The organism is Roseateles sp. 22389 (assembly GCF_052044995.1).
Taxonomy (GTDB): domain Bacteria; phylum Pseudomonadota; class Gammaproteobacteria; order Burkholderiales; family Burkholderiaceae_C; genus Roseateles.
Window position 1 is genome coordinate 78819 of the sequence record NZ_JBQEOF010000017.1, and the last position, 19809, is coordinate 98627.

The 19809-nt window shown below is 71.0% G+C and carries 18 protein-coding genes; 10 read left to right on the forward strand and 8 right to left on the reverse strand.

Translation table 11 applies throughout. The annotated features are described in order from the left end of the window. Positions 1–61: 61 nt before the first annotated feature. Entirely contained in the window at positions 62–2152 is a 2091-nt protein-coding gene (locus tag ACTJKJ_RS20640) for an ATP-dependent helicase (protein WP_440821687.1), read from the reverse strand. 104 nt (positions 2153–2256) lie between these two features. Here ACTJKJ_RS20640 and ACTJKJ_RS20645 point away from each other — a divergent pair, with 104 nt between their 5' ends. Next, positions 2257–3093, forward strand: coding sequence for a hypothetical protein (locus ACTJKJ_RS20645; RefSeq protein ID WP_440821689.1), 837 nt, complete (start codon positions 2257–2259; stop codon positions 3091–3093). A gap of 39 nt (positions 3094–3132) precedes the next feature. Here ACTJKJ_RS20645 and ACTJKJ_RS20650 read toward each other — a convergent pair whose 3' ends face one another. The 7 genes from ACTJKJ_RS20650 to ACTJKJ_RS20680 form a co-directional block, all read right to left on the reverse strand. Continuing rightward, positions 3133–4200, reverse strand: a complete 1068-nt coding sequence (locus ACTJKJ_RS20650) for an ABC transporter ATP-binding protein (protein ID WP_440821691.1) — start codon at positions 4198–4200, stop codon at positions 3133–3135. A 12-nt stretch (positions 4201–4212) separates the two neighbouring features. Continuing rightward, positions 4213–5100, reverse strand: coding sequence for a carbohydrate ABC transporter permease (locus ACTJKJ_RS20655; RefSeq protein ID WP_297384372.1), 888 nt, complete (start codon positions 5098–5100; stop codon positions 4213–4215). 25 nt (positions 5101–5125) lie between these two features. Beyond that, positions 5126–6004 (reverse strand): carbohydrate ABC transporter permease, encoded by an 879-nt coding sequence (locus ACTJKJ_RS20660; protein ID WP_440821693.1) that lies wholly within the window; start codon positions 6002–6004, stop codon positions 5126–5128. A 210-nt stretch (positions 6005–6214) separates the two neighbouring features. Then, positions 6215–7468, reverse strand: coding sequence for an ABC transporter substrate-binding protein (locus ACTJKJ_RS20665; RefSeq protein ID WP_440821695.1), 1254 nt, complete (start codon positions 7466–7468; stop codon positions 6215–6217). A 96-nt stretch (positions 7469–7564) separates the two neighbouring features. After that, complete coding sequence (locus ACTJKJ_RS20670) at positions 7565–8770, reverse strand: maltoporin (protein ID WP_440821697.1); 1206 nt, start codon at positions 8768–8770, stop codon at positions 7565–7567. A gap of 269 nt (positions 8771–9039) precedes the next feature. Then, positions 9040–10539, reverse strand: a complete 1500-nt coding sequence (locus ACTJKJ_RS20675) for a sensor histidine kinase (RefSeq protein WP_183490869.1) — start codon at positions 10537–10539, stop codon at positions 9040–9042. A 61-nt stretch (positions 10540–10600) separates the two neighbouring features. Beyond that, positions 10601–11287 carry a response regulator transcription factor gene (locus ACTJKJ_RS20680; RefSeq protein ID WP_440821699.1) on the reverse strand — a complete coding sequence of 229 codons (687 nt, stop codon included), beginning with the start codon at positions 11285–11287 and terminating at the stop codon, positions 10601–10603. A 167-nt stretch (positions 11288–11454) separates the two neighbouring features. Here ACTJKJ_RS20680 and ACTJKJ_RS20685 point away from each other — a divergent pair, with 167 nt between their 5' ends. The 9 genes from ACTJKJ_RS20685 (at position 11455) to ACTJKJ_RS20725 (ending at position 19747) form a co-directional block, all read left to right on the forward strand. Beyond that, positions 11455–11673: a hypothetical protein gene (locus ACTJKJ_RS20685; protein WP_091723845.1), complete on the forward strand. Its 219-nt coding sequence runs from the start codon at positions 11455–11457 to the stop codon at positions 11671–11673. A gap of 96 nt (positions 11674–11769) precedes the next feature. Then, a complete protein-coding gene (locus tag ACTJKJ_RS20690) occupies positions 11770–13020 on the forward strand; it encodes an acyl-CoA dehydrogenase family protein (RefSeq protein WP_440821701.1) in 1251 nt (416 codons plus the stop codon). An 11-nt stretch (positions 13021–13031) separates the two neighbouring features. Next, on the forward strand, positions 13032–13877 hold the full coding sequence (locus tag ACTJKJ_RS20695; RefSeq protein ID WP_440821703.1) for a methionine ABC transporter ATP-binding protein: 846 nt from the start codon (positions 13032–13034) through the stop codon (positions 13875–13877). Then, entirely contained in the window at positions 13870–14544 is a 675-nt protein-coding gene (locus ACTJKJ_RS20700) for a methionine ABC transporter permease (protein WP_440821704.1), read from the forward strand. The genes ACTJKJ_RS20695 and ACTJKJ_RS20700 overlap by 8 nt, the downstream gene beginning before the upstream one ends. Positions 14545–14618: 74 nt before the next feature. Continuing rightward, the gene (locus ACTJKJ_RS20705) at positions 14619–15428 is read left to right on the forward strand and encodes a MetQ/NlpA family ABC transporter substrate-binding protein (protein WP_440821705.1); all 810 of its coding nucleotides are present in this window, start codon (positions 14619–14621) and stop codon (positions 15426–15428) included. Next, complete coding sequence (locus ACTJKJ_RS20710; RefSeq protein WP_440821707.1) at positions 15425–16981, forward strand: LLM class flavin-dependent oxidoreductase; 1557 nt, start codon at positions 15425–15427, stop codon at positions 16979–16981. Before ACTJKJ_RS20705 ends, ACTJKJ_RS20710 begins: the two co-directional genes overlap by 4 nt. Beyond that, positions 16978–18006, forward strand: coding sequence for an aliphatic sulfonate ABC transporter substrate-binding protein (locus tag ACTJKJ_RS20715; RefSeq protein WP_440821709.1), 1029 nt, complete (start codon positions 16978–16980; stop codon positions 18004–18006). The genes ACTJKJ_RS20710 and ACTJKJ_RS20715 overlap by 4 nt, the downstream gene beginning before the upstream one ends. 20 nt (positions 18007–18026) lie before the next feature. Then, positions 18027–18932, forward strand: a complete 906-nt coding sequence (locus ACTJKJ_RS20720; protein WP_440821711.1) for an ABC transporter permease — start codon at positions 18027–18029, stop codon at positions 18930–18932. Beyond that, complete coding sequence (locus ACTJKJ_RS20725) at positions 18929–19747, forward strand: ABC transporter ATP-binding protein (RefSeq protein WP_440821713.1); 819 nt, start codon at positions 18929–18931, stop codon at positions 19745–19747. Before ACTJKJ_RS20720 ends, ACTJKJ_RS20725 begins: the two co-directional genes overlap by 4 nt. Positions 19748–19809 lie beyond the last annotated feature (62 nt).

The window sequence follows — 19809 nt, forward strand, 5'->3', positions numbered from 1 at the left end:
CGCGTGCGCCGCGCTTTTCGTCCTGCGACGCACCAGCCGCTCGCGGGCGCCCAGGGCGAACTCAGTCCCAGACCTTGCGCAGCCTCGCCGCGACGTCCATCGCGGGCTTGACCAGCTCCGGCAGCGCCGCCTGCGTCTGGTTGGCCGGTCCCAGCTTGTCGAAGTGGCGCACCACCTTGCCGGGCAGGAAGCGCGACACGCTCGCGTAGAGGTGGCGGTCGCCGTGCCGCGTCTGCTGCGTGACGTAGAAGCGCTGCGGCACCATCACCGCCAGGTGCTCCTTCGCCCGCGTCATCGCGACGTACAGCAGCCGCCGTTCCTCCTCGATCTGCGCCTGCGCGCCGGTGCTCAGGTCCGACGGCAGGCAGCCGTCCACGCAGTTCAGCAGATAGACCGCGTTCCACTCCTGCCCCTTGGCCGAGTGGATGGTCGACAGGATCAGGTAGTCCTCGTCCTTCAGCGGGACGCCGGATTCGTCGCTGCTCGCCTCGGGCGGGTCCAGCGTCAGCTCGGTCAGGAAGCGCTCCCGCGAGCCGTAGCCCTGCGCGATGCGCGTGACCTGCTCCAGGTCGGCCAGGCGCACCGGCGCGTCGTCGTGCAGCCGCTCCAGGTGGGGCGCGTACCACTCCACCACCGACTCCAGGTCCATCGGCCACTGCGGATCGCCGATGAGCCCGGCCAGCAGATCGCGCAGCGCCGACCATGACGCGGCCGCGGCGCGGGGCGGCTCGAACGCGCGCAGCGCCTGGACCGGGTCCACCGCGGGCGACATCGCGTCGATCAGCCGACGCGCGCTCGCCGGCCCGAAGCCGGGCAGCAGCTGCGCGACGCGGAATCCCGCCAGCCGCCCGCGCGGGTTCTCGGCCCAGCGCAGCACGCTCAGCACGTCCTTCACATGCGTGCTCTCCAGGAATTTCAGGCCGCCGAACTTGACGAACGGGATGTTGCGTCGCGTCAGCTCCAGCTCCAGCGGCGCGGCGTGGCTCGAGGTCCGGAACAGCACCGCCTGGCGCTTCAGCCGCAGGCCCTGCTCGCGCCGCTCGAGCACCTTGTCGGCGACCCATTGGGCCTGGCGCGCCTCGTCGTCGACCGTCACCAGTTGCGGCCGCTCGGTCGAGGCCTTGTCGGTCCACAGCCGCTTCTCGTGCCGCTCGCGGGCCATGCCGATGACCGCGTTGGACGCGTCCAGGATCGGCTGCGTGGAGCGGTAGTTGCGCTCCAGCGCGATCACCCGCGCGGGCGGGTCGAACTGGACCGGGAACTCGAGGATGTTGCGCACCTCGGCCGCGCGGAACGAGTAGATCGCCTGCGCGTCGTCGCCCACCACGGTCAGGTGGTCGCCGCGTGGCTTGAGCCGGCGCAGGATCGTCGCCTGCAACCGGTTGGTGTCCTGGTACTCGTCGACCAGCACGTGCTGGAAGCGCTCCCCGAGCTCGGCGGCCAGGCCGTCGTCGCTCATCAGCTCGGCCCAGTAGAGCAGCAGGTCGTCGTAGTCCAGCAGCTGCTGGCGCTGCTTGTCCTCGACGTAGGCCTTGAACAGGCGCTTGAGCCCGTCATGCACCGGGAAGCACCAGGGGAAGTGGTCCTGCAGCACCTGGTCCAGCCGCGCCTCGCTGTTGACGACGCGCGAATAGATCGTCAGGCAGGTGGCCTTGAGCGGGAAACGCTCGGTGGTCTCGGCCAGGCCCAGGGCCTGCCGCTGCAGGCCCATCAGGTCCTCGGCGTCGGCGCGGTCGAGGATGGTGAAGTTGGGCGCGAGGCCGATGCGATGGGCGTATTCGCGCAGCAGGCGCGCGCCCACGCTGTGGAAGGTGCCGGCCCAGGGGAAGCGCGGCGGCGCCTGCGTGGCGCCCAGGCCGAGCGCGCGATGCAGCACGCGGCCGGCGCGGCGTTCCATCTCGCCGGCGGCGCGGCGGGAGAAGGTCAGCAGCAGCAGGCGCTGCGGGTCCGCGCCCGACTGGATCAGGCGCGCGACGCGCGCCGCCAGGGTCTTGGTCTTGCCCGAGCCGGCGCCGGCGATCACCAGCAGCGGGCCGTGCCCGGGAACGCCGTGTTCATCGAGGCCGTGCTCGACCGCCGAGCGCTGCTCGGGATTCAGGTCGGCGAAGACGTCGGCCGCGCGGGGCGGGGCGTCGGCGAGGGCGGAACACATGGGGCGGCATCATAGCTGTATGCAAAAACAGTGGATGGGCCGGGGCCACGTAGTCCCGGGGGTACGCGCATTGCCCGAGCGGAGCAAACTCCCCGCCTACTGCCATGCATCAAGTGCTTGTCCTCCTCGCCGCCCTGGCCATGCCCCTCGTGGCCTGGGCCTCGCAGCGCCGCGTCTTCGGCCCCGACAACGGCACGATCTCGGATCGTTACCCGACCCTGCTCGTCGCCGACGGCTACGCCTTCTCCATCTGGGGCGTGATCTTCCTGCTCGACCTCGTCGCCGCGGCCTGGCTGCTGCGCGGCCAGCCAGTGCCCGACCGGGAAGGGCACCGCGATTCCCATCGCTGCCACTGGCTGGTGGTCGCCGGCTTCGCGCTCACCGCGAGCTGGATGATCGTGTTCTCCCAGCAATGGTTCTGGCTGGCGCTGGCCATCATCTGGCTGGCGCTGATCAGCCTGCTGTGGGCGCTGATGCTGCTGGCGCGGGCGGTGCCGCGCGGCGCGCCCTCATGGCTCGCGGTGCTGCCGCTGGCGCTGCACGCCGGATGGCTGTCGCTGGCGGCGTTCCTGAACACCGCGCAGGTGATCGTCGCGCAGCAGCTGCTGCCCACCGTCGATCAGCTGCCGTGGACGCTGGTGCTGTGGGCGCTCGCCGCCTTGCTGCTGCTGGTGGCGAATGCGCGGTTGCATGCGCCCGGCACCGGACCGGCGGCGCTGGCCTTCGCCGCGGCGGCGGTCTGGGGCCTGGTCGGGGTCTACCTGAAGCAGCGGGCCTCGCCGATGGCGGGTGCGGGTACTTCCGCCTGGGTCGCGCTGGGGCTCGCCGCGGCGCTGGTGGCGCAGACGGTCTGGCTGCGCCTGCGGCCGTCGGGTCCGAACAGCCCGAGCCGCTCCGGCGGCACTAACGATCCGAACGCCCGGACGACCCGAGCGGCCTGAACGACCCGAGCGGCGTGAACGACCGGCCGGACGGTCCGATCACACCAGGCGGCGCTCGTCCTTCGCGTCGAACAGGTGCGCCGACTCCGCCGCCCATTGCAGCCGCACCGCATCACCGACATTGAGGTGGGGATTGCCCGCCACGCGGGCGGTCATCGGGCCGGTCGGGGTGTCGACCAGCAGGTAGGTCTCCGGCCCGGTGGGCTCGCTCATCTTCAGCACGCCGGGCAGACCACCGTCGTTGCCGTCGGCAAGCCGGATGTGTTCCGGGCGCACGCCGTAGAGCACCTCGCCGGTGGCGCCGATCGCCGCCTGCTGCGCCGCGTTCACCGGCATGGCCTGGCCGCTGGCCGCCAGCCCGGCGGCGCCGCGCTGGGCGCTGACGAAGTTCATCGTCGGCGAGCCGATGAACTCGGCCACGAAGCGGTTGGCCGGCCGCGTGTAGATCTCCTCCGGCGTGCCGAACTGCTGCACCAGGCCGTCGCGCATCACCGCGATCCGGTCGCCCAGCGTCATCGCCTCGACCTGGTCGTGGGTGACGTAGACGGTGGTGGTCTTCGTGCGCTGGTGCAGCAGCTTGATCTCGGCCCGCATCTCGATGCGCAGCTTCGCGTCCAGGTTGGACAGCGGTTCGTCGAACAGGAAGAGCTTGGGATCGCGCGCCAGCGCCCGACCCATCGCCACGCGCTGGCGCTGGCCGCCGGAGAGCTGCCCCGGCTTGCGGTCCAGCAGGTGGCCGATCTGCAGCATCTTGGCCACGCGCTGCACCGTCTCGTCGCGCTGCGCCTTGGGCACCTTGCGCATCTCCAGGCCGAAGGCGATGTTCTGCGCGACGTTCATGTTGGGATAGAGCGCATAGCTCTGGAACACCATCGCGATGTCGCGGTCCTTGCTCGGCGCATAGGTGACGTCGCGGTCGCCGATGTGGATCGAGCCCGAGGTCGGATGCTCCAGCCCGGCGATCATCGCCAGCAGCGTGGACTTGCCGCAGCCCGAGGGGCCGACCAGGATCAGGAATTCGCCGGCCTCGATCGACAGATCGATGCCCTTGAGGATGTCGGCCGAGCCGTAGCTCTTGCGGACCTGAGAAATGGCGAGCGCGCCCATGCTTGACTCCTCTTAACCCTTGACGGCGCCGGCGGTGAGCCCGCGCACGAAATACTTGCCCGCGACGATGTAGACCACGAGCGTCGGCAGCGCGGCGATCAGCGCCGCGGCCATGTCCACGTTGTATTCCTTGACCGAGCTGGACGTGTTGGCCAGGTTGTTCAGCCCGACCGTGATCGGCTTGCTGTCCGCGCCGGAGAACACCACCCCGTACAGGAAGTCGTTCCAGATCGAGGTGAACTGCCAGATCAGCGTCACGACCAGGATGGGCGTGGACAGCGGCACGACGATGCGCCAGAAGATCTGCCAGAACGAAGCGCCGTCCAGCGTCGCGGCCTTGATCAGCTCGTCGGGCAGGCCGGCGTAGTAGTTGCGGAAGAACAGCGTGGTCGAGGGCATGCCGGCCAGGATGTGGACCAGGATCAGGCCCCACACCGAGCTGGCGATGCCCAGCGTGCCCAGCACCTGGCTCATGGGCAGCAGCACGACCTGCATCGGCATGAAGACGCCGAACAGCAGCAGCCCGAACAGCAGCTCGCTGCCGCGGAAGCGCCACTTGGTCAGCACGTAGCCGTTGAGCGCGCCCAGCGCCGTCGAGATCAGCACCGCCGGCACCACCATCAGCACCGAGTTCATGAAGAAGGGCTTGAGGCCGCCGCAGTCGGTGCCGGTGCAGGCGCTGTGCCAGGCCTTGGACCAGGCGTCCAGCGAGGGGCTCAGCGGCACCGACAGCAGCGTGCCGGTGCGCACCTCGTCCATGCTCTTGAGCGAGGTGCTGACCATCACGTACAGCGGCAGCAGGAAGAAGAAGGCGAAGACCAGCAGCACGGCCCACAGCAGCAGGCGCTGCGCGGTCAGGTGCCGGGATCCGGCCGGGGAGGGGGAAAGGGTGTGGCTCATGTCGCGTCGCTCGTCCCGCACGGGATCACTGCTTCGAGCGGAGCTCGGAATAGAGGTAGGGAACGACGATGGCCGCGATCGTGGCCAGCATCACCGTGGCGCTGGCCGCGCCCAGGCCGATCTGGCCGCGCGAGAAGGCCATCGTGTACATGAAGGTCGCCGGCAGGTCGGTGGCGTAGCCGGGACCGCCCGCGGTCAGCGCCATCACCAGGTCGAAGCTCTTGATCGCGATGTGCGCCACGACCATCAGCGTCGAGAAGAACACCGGGCGCAGCGTCGGGATGATGATGCGCCAGTAGATCCGCGGCAGCGACGCGCCGTCGACCTGCGCGGCCTTGATGATCGAGTCGTCGATGCCGCGCAGCCCCGCCAGGAACAGCGCCATCACGAAGCCCGCCGACTGCCACACGCCCGCGATGACCACGCAGTAGATGGCCATGTCGGGGTCGACCAGCCAGCCGAAGCTGAAGGACTCGAAGCCCCACTGCTGCATCAGGTGCTCGATGCCCAGGCCCGGGTTGAGGATCCACTTCCACGCGGTGCCGGTGACGATGAAGGACAGCGCCATCGGGTACAGGTAGACCGTGCGCAGCACGCCTTCGCCGCGGATCTTCTGGTCCAGCAGGATGGCCAGCAGCAGGCCCACGGCCATCGCGCCGCCGATGAACAGCGCGCCGAACAGGCCCAGGTTGGTCAACGCGAGCCACCAGCGCTCGTTGTCGAAGAGCGCGCGGTACTGGTCCAGGCCGACGAACTCGTAGTTCGGCAGCAGCCGCGACGCGGACAACGACAGGTAGCCGTTCCACGCCATCAGGCCGTAGATGAAGAGGAAGGAGATCAGGAAGGTCGGCGCGACCACCAGCTTGGGAAGCCAGGGACTGCGGGGGGCTCGGGAGGCGGACATGCGGTGCGGACCTGCAGGGCGCCGGCGTGGCGCGTGGGAAGGATGGAAGGCAAACGGCCAAAGATCAAGGACCTGGGCCCAAGGCCCGAGGCCCGAGGCCCGAGGACCAAGGACCAAGGACCAAGGACCAAGGACCGACGAGCGGAGCCGGAAGACTCCCTCTCCCGCTTGCGGGAGAGGGCAGGGGTGAGGGTCTTCGCGCCCCCCGCCTTACTTGGTCTTCGCCGCCGCGGCCAGGCGCGCCTGCGCGTCCTTGGCCGTCATCTTGTCGCTGTTCCAGAACTGGCTGACCACGTCCTTCATCGCGCCCTCGGCGGCCGCGGGGACCGCCATGCCGTGCGCGATCGACGGCACCAGGGTGCCGGACTTGGCATCGGCGGCGAAGTCCGTGGCCGACTGCTTGGCGCAGTCGTCGAACTTGTCCATCTTCATGCCGGTGCGCACCGGGATCGAGCCCTTGTTCAGGTTGAACAGCTCCTGGAACTCCGGCGACATGATCGCGGTGGCCAGGTCCTGCTGGGCCTTCTCGTTGGCGGCGTTCTTCAGCTTGAACAGCGCGAAGGAGTCGATGTTGAAGGTGAAGGCCTTCTGCGTGCCGGGGGCGGCGGTGCAGGTGAAGTCCTTGCCCGGCGCCTTGCCCGCGGCGATGAACTCGCCCTTGGCCCAGTCGCCCATCAGCTGCATGCCGGCCTCGCCCTTGATCACCATCGCGGTGGCCAGGTTCCAGTCACGCCCGGGGGCGTTCTTGTCGGTGTAGTCCTTGATGCGCTTGAAAGTGGTCAGCACCTTCTCCATCTGCGGGCCGGCCAGCGTGGCCGGATCGAGCTGCACCAGCGCCTTCTTGTAAAAGTCCACGCCGCCGACGCCCAGCGCCACCGATTCGAAGACGGTGAAGTCCTGCCAGTTCTGGCCGCCATGCGCCACCGGGATGATGCCGGCCTTCTTCAGCGCCTCGGCGGTGACGAAGAACTCGTCCCAGGTGGTGGGCAGCTTGGCGCCGGCCTTCTTCAGCGCCTCGGGGTTGGCCCACAGCCAGTTCACGCGGTGCACGTTGACCGGCGCGGCGATGTAGTGGCCCTTGTACTTCATGATGTTGGCGACCACCGGCGGGATCACCTCGTCCCACTTGCCGGCCGCGGCGACGGCGTCGACGTTGGTCAGCACGCCTTCGGCCGCCCATTCCTGCAGCGACGGGCCCTTGATCTGCGCAGCCGCCGGCGCGTTGCCGGACACCACGCGCGACTTCAGCACCGTCATGGCCGAGTCGCCGCCGCCGCCGGCGACTGCGAAGTCCTTCCAGGTGTGGCCCTGCTTCTGCAGCGTGGCCTTGAGCGCGGTGGCGGCCTTGGCCTCGCCGCCGCTGGTCCACCAGTGCAGGACCTCGACCTCGCCGGCATGCGCCGCGCCGGCGGCCATCAGCGCGCACAGCGCCGCGGCCTGGGAAAGTTGCTTGAGCTGGGTCATTCCGTTGTCTCCGTGTCGTCGGGAAGTTGGAGCGAATGTTGTCATGCGAGGCCGCGGGAGCGGGCTGCCGCCCCCGGGCGCGTCATCGGTGGGGCGTCAGAACCAGACTTCGACCTGCGCGCCGAAGCTGGTGCCGGAGGTCTCGCCGTCGTAGCCGGCCACGCCGGTCACGTTGCCGGCGGCCTTGTTCCACTTGGCGTGGGTGACATAGAGGCGGAACTCGGGGCGATCCATCAGCGCCGGGCCGGTGGACAGCGTCGGCGCGAAGGTCACCTTGGTCAGGCGCGCGCGCTGGCCGCCGTCGGGCTTGTACTGCGACACGCCGGCTTCGGTGAGCAGCTTGAAGTTGCGGGTGACCCCGTAAGACACGCGGCCGCCGATGGAGGTGGACACCGTCGCCTTGCCGGCGTTGTCCTTCTCGTTGGCCCACAGCAGCATGCCCATGCCGCCCCAGGCGCCCTGCTGGAAGTTGACCGACTCGACGACGCGGAACTTCTTCGCGGCGGAGGTGTCGGTCTGGTTGCCGAAGTTGGAGTTCAGCCCGGTCGAGCCCTGCGCGTACTGCACCCACAGCACGTTGTTCAGCGAGGTGCCGAACAGCTTGCTCTGCACATGCTTGGCAGCCAGGCCCCAGCCGTTGGTGCCGCCGGCGAACTGCGACTTGGTGGCCGTGCCGAAGAAGGCCAGCGTGCCGTCGGTGTTGGTCGGGATGTCGACGTACTCGACGTTGCCGCGATGGCCGGGGCGCTGGTTGGTGTCCTTGTCGTTGGTGTAGTAGGCGACGCCGAGCTTGCCCGGGCCGACCGGGATGCCCTTCATGCCGGCGCCGATGCCGGCCATCTCGGTGAAGTAGGTGTCGACGATGTGGACGTCGCCGCGGCGGCCGCGTTCCTTGCCGGCCCAGACGGTGGCCTCGGGCAGGAAGTCGAAGCCCTTGGCCTCGACATACATCTGCGCCAGGCGCAGGTGCTTGGCGTCGTCGGCATCGGAATGCGGGTTCCAGTAGTCGGTCATCAGCACGACCTTGTAGTCGATGCCGTCCTTCTTGAAGCCTTGCGCGAGCTGGAACTCGCCGTAGATGTCGCACTCGTTGCCCAGGCGGTACTTCATGCCGCTGGTGCCGCCATTGAGGGCGTAGCAGGCGCGGCTGGCGCCGCCGTCGGTGGTGCCGCCCGGGCCGGCGCGCAGGTAGCCGGTGTAGTCCAGGGCCTGGGCGGAGCCCGCGGCCAGCAGCAGGCCGGCGGCGGTGGAGAGCGTGGCGCGAACGCCAGGGATGCGCGCGGCGCGCGGGGGGCAGGTCATGTTCAGTCTCCGGTGTGGGTCCGAGGAACGGCGCTCCGGGCGTGCTCCGTTAATCGGACGTTTATCTTTCTTGCATGCGGGCTGAACTTTAATTTTCCATTAATGAAACTATATTGGTGCTTACCACTAGCGCTGTGGTGCGTGAAATCCGTGTAGGCGGGCGAACAGCGCTCGGCGGGGCCGGGCTGGTGCGTGGGGGCGGATGGCGTGCGGCCGAAAGGCCACTGCGGCTACCGCGGCTACCGCGGCTACCGCGGCTACCGCGGCCGTCAGGCCGCGATGGGCAGCTGGATCGAGACGCGCAGTCCGCGCGGTCGGGCGGTGGACAGCCCGATGCGGCCGCCGTGGCGCTCGACGATCTCCTTGACGATAGCCAGGCCCAGGCCGCAGCCATTGCCCTCGTGGGTGGCGCGGAAGAAGCGCTCGAAGACCTGCTCGCGCAGGGCCTCGGGGACGCCTGGGCCGTTGTCGGTGACGACGAGTTCCGCGTGATCGCCCGCCTCGTGCACCTGCACCGTCACCCGCGCGCCGCGGCCGGCGTAGCGCAGCGCGTTGTCGATCAGGTTGACCAGCGCCTCGCGCAGCAGCAGCGGGATGCCGACGACCGCCACCGGCCGCCCGGGCGCGCCGTCGGCGTCATCGGTCTCCGGCCCCGCGCCATGCCGATCATCGAGCTGCGACGGAGAGGTGCACTCCGGATCGCTGTCCGGCCCGTCGTAGCCCAGGTCGACGTTCTGCTGCAGCGCGCGCGGCACCAGCTCGGCGGTGACCTCGCGGGCCAGACGGCCCAGGTCGAAGCGCACCGGCGTCTGGCGCTGCAGCGACTCCGGCTCGGTGCGCGCGAGCGCGAGCAGTTGGTTCACCAGATGCGCGCTGCGGGAGGCGCCTTCATGCACGCGCGCCAGCCGCATCGTCAGCGGACCGGGCGGCGCCTCGGCGAGCGCGAGTTCGCTCTGGCTCTTGAGGCCCGCCAGCGGCGTGCGCAGCTGATGGGCGGCGTCGCTGATGAAGCGGCGCTGGGCCTCGACGTTGTGGCTGACCGCCTCGAGCAGGTCGTTGATCGCCTGCGCGAGCGAGCGCAGCTCCTGCGGCGCGGCATCGAGCTCGATGGGCCGCAGGTCATTGGGCTTGCGGCCCTCGACCAGCCGGCGCAGCCGCGCGATCGGCGCCAGGCCCGCGCCGACGCCGGCCCACACGATCATGCTCATCAGCACGATCAGGACCGACAGCGGCAGCATCGTGTCGATCAGCAGCCGACGCGCGAGCAGCTCGCGGTTGGCGCTGGACCGCGCCACCTGCACCAGCATGGTCTGCTGGGCGCGGGGGTTCTCGCCAAACTGCAGGTACAGCGCGGCCACTCGCACCGGCGAGACGGCGCGGGCGCCGTCGGACTCGATCTCGCCGTCGTAGAACTGGGCCTGGCCCAGCGGCGGGCTGGCCGGCATCGCCGGCGGACTGGGCAGGTTGCGGTTGCCCAGGATGAACTGGCCCGGCGGCGAGCTGACGGTGTAGAGCAGCTTGTCGCTCGGGTCGGCCTCGAGCACGTCCTGCGCCGCGCGTGGGAAGTCGATCAGCAGCCCGTTGCCCATCGGCTTGACCTGGCGCGCGAGCGAGCGCGTGGCCTGCAGCAGCGTCGCGTCGACGGCCTCGTTGGCGTAGCGGCCGGCGAGCCGGTAGCTGAAGACCGCGCCGGCCAGCCACAGCACCACCTGCGGCAGCAGCAGCCACAGCAGCAGCTGGCGCTTGAGCGAGAACCGCGAGGGGCTCATGGCGCGCGGGTCGTGGCGGACCGAAGGCGAGGCACGGGTCAGGGCAGGGTGGGGCGGGAGCTCAGGCCCGCTCCAGCTCCAGCAGGTAGCCGAGCCCGCGCACGGTGCGGATCGCCACCTGCGCGCCCTCGAGCTTGCGACGCAGGCGATGGATGTAGACCTCCACCGCGTTGGTCGCGGCGCCGTCGCTCGTGCTGGGCGCGGCGCGGTCGCCCGACCAGGCCTGGTTGATCTGCTCCTTCGTGATCACGCGGCCCTGGTGGGTCAGCAGCAGGTCCAGCAGGTCGAACTCGCGCGGGCTCAGTTCCAGCATCTCGCCGCGCACCTGGGCGCTGCGGGTCTCGCGCTGCATGCTGAGCTGGCCCAGCTCGGTGCTGGCCTTGAGCGCGCGGCTGCGGCGCAGCAGCGCGCGCAGCCGGGCTTCCAGCTCGGGGAAGTCGAAGGGCTTGGTCAGGTAGTCGTCGGCGCCGGCGTTGAGGCCGGCGACCCGGTCCTCCAGGCTGTCCAGCGCCGTCAGGATCAGCACCGGCAGCGACGCGTCGGTCTGGCGCAGCTGGCGCAGCACGTCGATGCCGCTGACCATCGGCAGGCCCAGGTCCAGCACCACCACGTCGAACTGCTGCTTGGCCAGCAGGTATTGGGCGACGGCGCCATTGGGCGCGTGCTCCACGGTGAAGCCGCTGGCGCGCATCTGTTCGCACAGGGCGTCGGCCAGGATCGCATCGTCTTCGGCGAGCAGCAGGTTCATGAATGGCAGATTAACAGCCCGCGCGGACGCACTGCCCTGGGGCAAGCCCGGGGCGCCACTTCCGCACGCCACGCCCCGTTGTCGGGCGATTGTCGGGCGATTGCCGACAGGCGCTGGCGGCGATGGCCTCTGCCGCGGCGGCGGACGGTGCCGGAATACTGCGCGCCATGAATGCCAGTGACCTCAAGCAGACGCTCTGGCGCGTCGTCTACACGAAGAACGCGAACCTGCAGAGCAGCGGGAGCGCGGCGGGGCCCTGGCATCCGGACCGCCGCCACATCGAGCGCTGCGCCCAGGCCATGCGGGCGATGGCGCAGGAGGTCGGCATCCAGAGCAACGCGGAGGCGGCGAAGACGGCCTGCACCTGGTTGAGCGGCGCGGCCTGAGCGCCGCATAAGCACAGACGAATTTCTCGCTTCGGTCCGCACGGCTGGACGGGAACACTCGGCGCCATCGCGCTAGCCGCGCCCCGAGTGCCCCCGATGACCGCTCCCGTGCTCCGTCGTCCCGACGACCTTCCTCCGACCGCCGCCACCGCCACGACCGTCCCCGCCGCGGCCTCGCTCGCCCAGGTGCTGGGTCCGGGCCTGGATCAAGTGGTGCAGCAGCTCGCCGCCACGGCGGTGCGACGCGACCGCGAAGGCGGCCACGCCGCCGAGCAGCGCGAGCTGATCCGCGCCAGCGGCCTGCTCGCGCTGACCATCCCCGAGGCGCACGGCGGCCTGGGCGGCGGCCTTCCCGAGTTCTACGAGGTCGTGCGGCGGCTGGCCCGCGTCGACAGCGCGCTCGCCCATGTGCTGGCCTTCCACCACCTCCAGCTCTATGGCGTGTCGCTGTACGGCGGGCCGGCCGCGACGGCCCACGGCGCGCGCCACCTGCGCGAGACCGCCGAGCAGCGCCTGTTCTGGGGCAACGCGCTGAACCCGGCCGACACGCGGCTGACCGCCGTGCGCGAGGGCGGCGGCTGGCGCCTCCAGGGCGCGAAGGGCTTCTGCTCCGGCGCGCTCGGCTCCGACCGCCTGACCGTGTCGGCGACCACCGCCGCCGGCGGCTTCCTGATCGGCATCGTGCCGACGCGGCGCGAGGGCGTGCGGGTCGAGCAGGACTGGGATGCCTTCGGCCAGCGCCAGACCGACAGCGGCACGGTGCGCTTCGACGCGGTGCGCCTGGACGACGAGGAACTGCTGCAGGTCCCCGGCCAGGGACCGACGCCGCGCGCCACGCTGCGCTCCCAGATCGCGCAGCTGATCATGGCGCAGCTCTACCTGGGCCTGGCGGAAGGCGCCTTCGACGAGGCGCGCCGCTACACCGCGACGCGCGCCCGGCCGTGGTCCGCCTCCGGCGTGGCCCGCGCGGTCGACGATCCGCTGGTGCAGCACCGCTACGGCGACCTGTGGTTGAAGGTCCGCGCGGCGCAGGCCGTCGCGGCCGATGCGGTCGACCTGCTGCGCCGTGCCCTGGAGCGCGGCGAGGCGCTGACGGCGCAGGAGCGGGGCGAGGTCGCGCTCGCCGTCGCCGAGGCCAAGGTGCTGGCGCATCGCGCCAGCGTCGAGGTGGGCAGCCAACTGTTCGAGTTGACCGGCGCGCGCAGCACCGCCGCCGAGTTCGGCCTCGACCGCTTCTGGCGCAACGCGCGGGTGCACACGCTGCACGACCCGGTCGACTACAAGCTGCGCGACCTCGGCCGCTTCTTCCTCGACGGCCGGATCCCCGATCCGACGGCCTACTCCTGATCGAGATGCCCATGAGCGAGCCGCTGATCCGCCTCGACGGCGTGTCCAAGTCCTTCGCGTTGCCGGACGGCCGGCGCTTCGAGGCCGTGCGCGAGGCCAGCCTGTCGGTGCGCGCCGGCGAGGTCCTCGGCCTGATCGGCCGCAGCGGTGCCGGCAAGTCGACGCTGCTGCGCCTGATCAACCTGCTCGAGCGTCCCGACACCGGGCGGGTGCATCTGGGCGGCCGCGAGCTGACGGCCCTGAAGCCGGCGGAGCTGCGGCGCGAGCGCCAGCGGCTGGGGATGATCTTCCAGCACTTCAACCTGCTGCAGAACGCGACCGCGGCGGAGAACGTCGCCTTCCCGCTGCGGCTGCACGCGGGGCACTCGCGCCGCGAGATCGATGCGCGCGTGGCCGAGAGCCTCGCGCTGGTCGGGCTGGCCGACAAGGCCGACCACTACCCGGCGCAGCTGAGCGGCGGGCAGAAGCAGCGGGTCGCGATCGCGCGGGCGCTGGCGCCCCGACCCGACGTGCTGCTGTGCGACGAGCCGACGTCGGCGCTCGACGCGGCGACGACCGGCGAGCTGCTTGCCACGCTGCGCGACATCAACACGCGGCTGGGCGTGACGATCGTGATCGTCACCCACGAGCTGGAGGTGGTGCAGGCGCTGTGCCAGCGCGCCGCGGTGATCGCGGACGGGCGCCTGGTCGAGCAGTTCGACGTGGCCGACGCGTCGCGCCACGCGACATCGCCGCTCGGGCTCGAGCTGGTGCGGCTGCAGCGGCGCGAGACCAGGCCGGCCGCGCTGGACCAGTCGGCGCTCGAGACCTCCGCGGTGATCGCCGCCCTCGGACGCCGGGAGGTCCGCCATGCTTGAGAACCTCGTCGGCCTGCTGCCGGAGATCGGGATCGCGCTCGGCCAGACCGCGCTGATGCTGGCGATCGGCCTGAGCGCGGCGGTGCTGCTCGGCGGGCCGCTGGGCGTGCTGCTCTTCCTGCTGAGCCCGGGCCAGTCGCTGTCCGGCCATCGCGGCGCGGCGCTCGTGCACCGGATCGTCAACGCGCTGGTGAACACCGTGCGCAGCTTCCCGTTCATCATCCTGCTGGTCGCGCTGGTGCCGATCACGCGCGTCATCGCCGGCACCTCGATCGGACCGCTGGCGGCAGCGGTGCCGCTGTCCTTCGCCGCGATCCCGTACTTCGCGCGCCTGGTCGAGCAGTGCCTGCGCGAGGTGCCGCGCGGCGTCATCGAGGCGGCCCAGGCGATGGGCGCCTCGGAGAGCCAGATCGTGCTGCGCGTGCTGGTGCGCGAGGCCCGCGCCGGCCTTGTGGGTGCGCTGACGGTGCTGGCGATCAGCTTCCTGTCCTACTCGGCGGTGGCCGGCGTGGTCGGCGGCGGCGGCATCGGCGACCTCGCGATCCGCTACGGCTACTACCGCTTCCAGACCGACGTCATGGTGCTGACCGTGGCCATCCTCGTCGCGCTCGTGCAACTGATCCAGTTCGCCGGCCACCGCGTCGCGCGGCGGCTCGACAAGCGCTGAGCCCGCCGGCACCTGGGCGAGGCCGTCTCCGTCGCCATCCCCATTCACATCACGTCCACTTCCAAGGATTCCCGATGACCGTTGCCCGCCGCACGCTGCTGGCCCTCGCGCTGAGCGCCTCCGCGCTGTCCACGCCCCTCGTCCAGGCGCAGGACAAGAAGGAACTGACGATCGGCGCCACCGCCGGCTCCAACATCGAGGTGCTGCGCCAGGGCATCAAGCCGCTGCTGGAGAAGCGCGGCTACACCGTCAAGCTGGTCGAGTTCAACGACTACGTGCAGCCCAACATCGCGCTGGCCCAGGGCGCGCTGGACGCCAACTTCTTCCAGCACATCACCTACCTCAACCGCTTCCGCGAAGACCGCGGGCTGGACATCGTGGACGTGGTGCAGGGGCCGATGGCGCCGTTCGGGATCTATTCGAAGAAGCGCAAGAGCCTGGCCGAGGTGAAGCCGGGCGACCGCATCACGCTGGCCAACGACCCGGCCAACCTGGCGCACGGCCTGGCACTGCTGGCCGAGCAGAAGCTGCTGACGCTGAAGCCGGGCGCCGACCCGATCCGGGTGACCGAGAAGGACATCGCCTCCAACCCGCTGCAGCTGAAGCTTCAGCCCATCGAGGCCGCGCAGATCCCGCGCACGCTGGACGATGCGGAGTACGCGATCGTCAACGGCAACTTCGCGATCTCCAGCGGGCTCAAGCTGAGCGACGCGCTGCTGCTGGAGAAGACACCCGACCACTACATGCTGGTCGTCGCGGTGAAGGGCAAGGACAAGGGCCAGCCCTGGGCGAAGGCGCTGAACGACGCGTTCCGCGCACCGGAGTTCAAGACGGTGCTGCTGCAGAAGTTCCCGGGTTACGCGCGGCCCGCGTTCCTGCAATGAGCGCGCACGCGAAGGGCGCCGCGCCGGACCCTGGCGCGCCCAAGCCGGTGCGCTTCAACGCCTTTGCGATGAACACGGTCGGGCACCAGTCCCCGGGCCTGTGGACGCATCCGCGCGACGAGTCCCATCGCTACACCGATCCGGACTACTGGATCGAATTGGCGCGCCTGCTCGAGCGCGGCGGCTTCGACAGCGTCTTCCTGGCCGATGTGCTGGGCGTCTACGACGTCCATGGCGGCACGCCGGACGCGGCGCTGCGCCATGCGGTGCAGGTGCCGCTGAACGATCCGCTGGCGCTGGTGCCACTGATGGCCTCGGTGACGCGGCGGCTCGGTTTCGGCGTCACGGTCGCGCTCAGCTACGAGCCGCCGTACAGCTTCGCGCGGCGCATGTCGACGCTGGACCACCTGACCCGGGGGCGCATCGGCTGGAACATCGTCACCGGCTATCTCGACAGCGCGGCGCGCAACCTCGGGCAGGACGGCCAGCGCGCACATGACGAGCGCTACGACCTGGCCGACGAGTACCTGGACGTCGTCTACAAGCTCTGGGAACTGAGCTGGGCGGACGACGCGGTGCGGCGCGACAAGTCGGGGCGCGTGTACACCGATCCGTCCAAGGTGCGCGCGATCCACCACCGCGGCCCGCACTACCGCGTGCCCGGCGTGCATCTGTGCGAGCCGTCGCCGCAGCGCACGCCGGTGCTGTTCCAGGCCGGCACCTCGAGCCGCGGCCGCGCCTTCGCCGGCCGGCATGCGGAGTGCATCTTCGTCAGCGGCCCCAGCCAGGCGGTGGTGAAGGGCTACGTGGACGGCCTGCGCGAGGCCGTCGTGGCCGCCGGCCGTGCGCCGGGCGACGTGCTGATCTACGGACAGGCGCTGATCGTCACCGCGCCGACGGCCGAGCAGGCGCAGGCGAAGCTCGAGGACCTGGAGCGCCATGTCGACCTCGAAGCCGCACTGGCCCTGCTGTCGGGCTGGACCGGCGTCGACTTCAGCCGCTATCCGCTGGACGCGACCATCGACTACCTCGACACGCAGGCGGGTCGCACGGCGCTGGCCTCGTTCAGCAGCGCGGACCCGACGCGGCGCTGGACCGTCGGCGAGGCCGCCGCGTTCATCGGGCTGGGCGGGCGGGGACCGGTGTTCGTCGGCGATCCGGCGCAGGTCGCCGATCAACTGCTCGACTGGCAGGCGGCCACCGGCCTCGACGGCTTCAACCTGGCCTATGCGCTGGCGCATGAAACCTTCCGCGATGTCGTCGAGCTGGTGGTGCCCGAGCTGCGCCGGCGCGGGCGCTACCCACCCGAGCACGGGCCCGGTGCCGACGACGCCGACGCGACGGCGCCGACGCTGCGAGCCCGGCTCTTCGATCGCGGAGACCGGCTGCCGGCGAATCACGCGGGGCGGCAGGTCCGGATCGGTACGCCGCAGGACGCGCGCTCGACCGCGGGCCACGACGCCGCCCGCCACGCCGCTGCCCCCGCTGTCGATGCGGCCACCGATCTGTCCCTCACTTCCCTGACCATTCCCTTGACGGAGCCTGCCGCATGAGCCGAAGGAACGATTCGAATCAACCGCTGCCGCCGACACGGCGCGACGCCCTGGCGCTGGGCGCGGGTCTGGCCGCCGGCCTCGCCACGTTCACCAGCGTCGGTGCGCGCGCGCAGGGCACCGCGGCGCCGAAGGAGTTGCGGCTCGACTACGCCTACTACTCGCCCACCAGCCTGGTGCTGCGCCGCTTCGGCTGGCTGGAGGAGGACCTGGCCAAGGACGGCACAGCAGTGCGCTGGGTGCTGAGCGCCGGCAGCAACCGCGCGCTCGAGTACCTGAACGCGGGCAGTCTGGACATCGGCTCCACCGCCGGCCTGGCCGCGCTACTGGCGCGCGCGAACGGCAATCCGATCCGCACGCCCTATATCTTTTCGCGGCCGGAATGGACGGCGCTGGTGGTGCGCGGCGACTCCGGCATCCGATCGCTCGCCGACCTGAAGGGACGCCGGATCGCGGCGACCAAGGGCACCGATCCCTATCTGTTCCTGCTGCGCGCGCTGCACACCGTCGGCCTCAAGCGCGGCGACATCGAGCATGTCGCCCTCCAGCATGCCGACGGCCGCGCGGCGTTGGAGCAGGGCCGCGTCGACGCCTGGGCCGGACTGGATCCGCTGATGGCGGCGAGCGAGCTCGATGCCGGCTCGAAGCTGCTGTACCGCAACGTCGGTTTCAACACCTATGGCTTCCTCAACGTGCGCGAGGAGTTCCTGGCCCGGCAGCCGCAGACGGTGCGCCGCGTGATCGCCGCGTACGAGCGCGCGCGGGCCTGGACGCTGGCGAATCCGTCGGATGCCGCGAAGATCCTGTCGGAGGAGGCCAAGGTCAGCCTGCCGGTGGCATTGCTGCAGGTGAAGCTGCGCAGCGATTTCTCGCGTCCCCAGCCGTCGGACGAGCATCTGAAGGCGCTGCAGGCGGCGGCGCCGATCCTGACGGCGGAGCAGCTGGTCAAGCCGGGCGTGGACCTGAATCGCACGATCGCCGAGCTGGTCGACACGCGCTTCGCCACCGGGCTGGTGAAGGCGTGAGCGGGCGCGAGCGGGCCGCGATGGGTGCCGATCCCGACCTGATCGAGCGGGCCGTGGCCTCGCTCGGACCGGTGTTGCTGGAGCAGCCGGCGGCTGCGGCAGTTGCGGCGAACGCGGCGAATGCTGCGAATGCGGCGGGCGGGACGGATGCGGCCGCCGGCCGGTGGCCGGCCTGGCTGCTCGGCGCCTTGCCGCCCGTGGCGCTGCTGGTGCTGGCCGAGGCCGCGGTGCGGCTCGGCTGGATCGCGCCGCACCTGCTGCCCGCGCCGAGCGATGTCGGCGCCGCGCTGGCGCAGATGGCGCGCGATGGCCAGCTCGTCCCGCATGTGGTCGCCAGCAGCCTGCGCGTGGCTGGTGGTTTCGCACTGGGCGCGGTCCTCGCGGTGCTGCTGGGCGCGCTGGTGGGCCTGTCGGCCACGGCGGCGGCGGTGCTGACGCCGAGCTTCCAGGCCCTGCGCGCGATCCCGTCGCTGGCCTGGGTGCCGCTGCTGCTGCTCTGGCTGGGCATCGACGAGGCGTCCAAGCTCGCGCTGATCGCGATCGGCGCGTTCTTCCCCGTCTACATGGGCGTGTCCGCGGGCTTCCGCGACGTGGACCGCAAGCTGGTCGAGGTCGCCCGCCTGCGCGGGTTCGGCCGCGCGGCGCTGGCGCGGCGCGTGCTGCTGCCCGCGGCGTTGCCGGCGCTGCTGACCGGCCTGCGCAACGGGCTCAGCCTGGCGTGGATGTTCATGGTCGCGGCCGAGCTGATCGCGGCGAGCCGCGGCCTGGGCTACCTGCTGACCGATGGTCGCGAGACGGGGCGGGCCGACCTGGTGCTGGCGGCGATCGTGCTGCTGGCCCTGCTGGGCAAGTTCACGGACAGCCTGATGGCGACGGTGGAACAACGCGCGCTGCACTGGCGCGACAGCTTTGGAGGCCCGGCATGAGCGTGCTCGAGGTGCAGGTGAGGGCGAAGCGATTCGCCGGTGCGGCCAGTGCTGCCAGCGCGGCGGGCCCGGCCGGCGCGGTCGGCTCGGTTCGCGGGAATGGCCAAGGTGGCGGGGCACAGGCCTCGCCGCGCGAAACGCCGGTGCTGTCCGACGTCCGCTTCGCGTTGGCGGCGGGGGAGGTGCTCGCGCTGGTCGGCGCGAGCGGCTGCGGTAAGAGCACGCTGCTGCGCATCGTGGCGGGCCTGGATCCCGACTTCAGCGGCGAGGTCCGGCTCGGCGGGCGGGCGCGGCAGGGGCCGGATCGGGACATCGGGGTTGTCTTCCAGGAACCACGGCTGTTCCCGTGGCTGACCGTGGCGGAGAACGTCGGGTTCGATCTCGGGCAAGGGCATGACGAGGCCTGGGTGAGGCGGCTGCTCGAGGAGGTCGGCCTGGCTGGACTGGAGGACGCGCTGCCGCGTCAGCTGTCCGGCGGTCAGGCACAGCGGGCGGCGATCGCGCGGGCGCTCTACACGCGGCCGCGGGTGCTACTGCTGGATGAGCCGTTCTCGGCGCTGGATGCGTTCACGCGGATGAAGCTGCAGGACCTGGTGCGGGAGGTGGCGCGGGCGCATGGCACCAGCCTGCTGCTGGTGACGCATGACATCGAGGAGGCGGTGCTGCTCGCCGATCGGGTGCTGGTGCTTGGGGCAGTGCCGGGGCGCATCGTGCGGGAGATTCCCGTCGGGGTGCCGCACCCCCGGGGGCGTGGGAGCGCTGAACTGGGGGCGCTGCGGGGGCAGGTGTTGTCGGCGTTGGCACCACCGGGGTGATCGGCCCTCACCCCCACCCCTCTCCCGCAAGCGGGCGAGGGGAGCATACCGGCCAGCGCCGC

Bases quoted from the DNA above. Each gene is read 5' to 3' on its own strand.
- ACTJKJ_RS20640 (WP_440821687.1), bottom strand. From the start codon at position 2,152: ATGTGTTCCGCCCTCGCCGACGCCCCGCCCCGCGCGGCCGACGTCTTC.
- ACTJKJ_RS20645 (WP_440821689.1), top strand. From the start codon at position 2,257: ATGCATCAAGTGCTTGTCCTCCTCGCCGCCCTGGCCATGCCCCTCGTG.
- ACTJKJ_RS20650 (WP_440821691.1), bottom strand. From the start codon at position 4,200: ATGGGCGCGCTCGCCATTTCTCAGGTCCGCAAGAGCTACGGCTCGGCC.
- ACTJKJ_RS20655 (WP_297384372.1), bottom strand. From the start codon at position 5,100: ATGAGCCACACCCTTTCCCCCTCCCCGGCCGGATCCCGGCACCTGACC.
- ACTJKJ_RS20660 (WP_440821693.1), bottom strand. From the start codon at position 6,004: ATGTCCGCCTCCCGAGCCCCCCGCAGTCCCTGGCTTCCCAAGCTGGTG.
- ACTJKJ_RS20665 (WP_440821695.1), bottom strand. From the start codon at position 7,468: ATGACCCAGCTCAAGCAACTTTCCCAGGCCGCGGCGCTGTGCGCGCTG.
- ACTJKJ_RS20670 (WP_440821697.1), bottom strand. From the start codon at position 8,770: ATGACCTGCCCCCCGCGCGCCGCGCGCATCCCTGGCGTTCGCGCCACG.
- ACTJKJ_RS20675 (WP_183490869.1), bottom strand. From the start codon at position 10,539: ATGAGCCCCTCGCGGTTCTCGCTCAAGCGCCAGCTGCTGCTGTGGCTG.
- ACTJKJ_RS20680 (WP_440821699.1), bottom strand. From the start codon at position 11,287: ATGAACCTGCTGCTCGCCGAAGACGATGCGATCCTGGCCGACGCCCTG.
- ACTJKJ_RS20685 (WP_091723845.1), top strand. From the start codon at position 11,455: ATGAATGCCAGTGACCTCAAGCAGACGCTCTGGCGCGTCGTCTACACG.
- ACTJKJ_RS20690 (WP_440821701.1), top strand. From the start codon at position 11,770: ATGACCGCTCCCGTGCTCCGTCGTCCCGACGACCTTCCTCCGACCGCC.
- ACTJKJ_RS20695 (WP_440821703.1), top strand. From the start codon at position 13,032: ATGAGCGAGCCGCTGATCCGCCTCGACGGCGTGTCCAAGTCCTTCGCG.
- ACTJKJ_RS20700 (WP_440821704.1), top strand. From the start codon at position 13,870: ATGCTTGAGAACCTCGTCGGCCTGCTGCCGGAGATCGGGATCGCGCTC.
- ACTJKJ_RS20705 (WP_440821705.1), top strand. From the start codon at position 14,619: ATGACCGTTGCCCGCCGCACGCTGCTGGCCCTCGCGCTGAGCGCCTCC.
- ACTJKJ_RS20710 (WP_440821707.1), top strand. From the start codon at position 15,425: ATGAGCGCGCACGCGAAGGGCGCCGCGCCGGACCCTGGCGCGCCCAAG.
- ACTJKJ_RS20715 (WP_440821709.1), top strand. From the start codon at position 16,978: ATGAGCCGAAGGAACGATTCGAATCAACCGCTGCCGCCGACACGGCGC.
- ACTJKJ_RS20720 (WP_440821711.1), top strand. From the start codon at position 18,027: ATGGGTGCCGATCCCGACCTGATCGAGCGGGCCGTGGCCTCGCTCGGA.
- ACTJKJ_RS20725 (WP_440821713.1), top strand. From the start codon at position 18,929: ATGAGCGTGCTCGAGGTGCAGGTGAGGGCGAAGCGATTCGCCGGTGCG.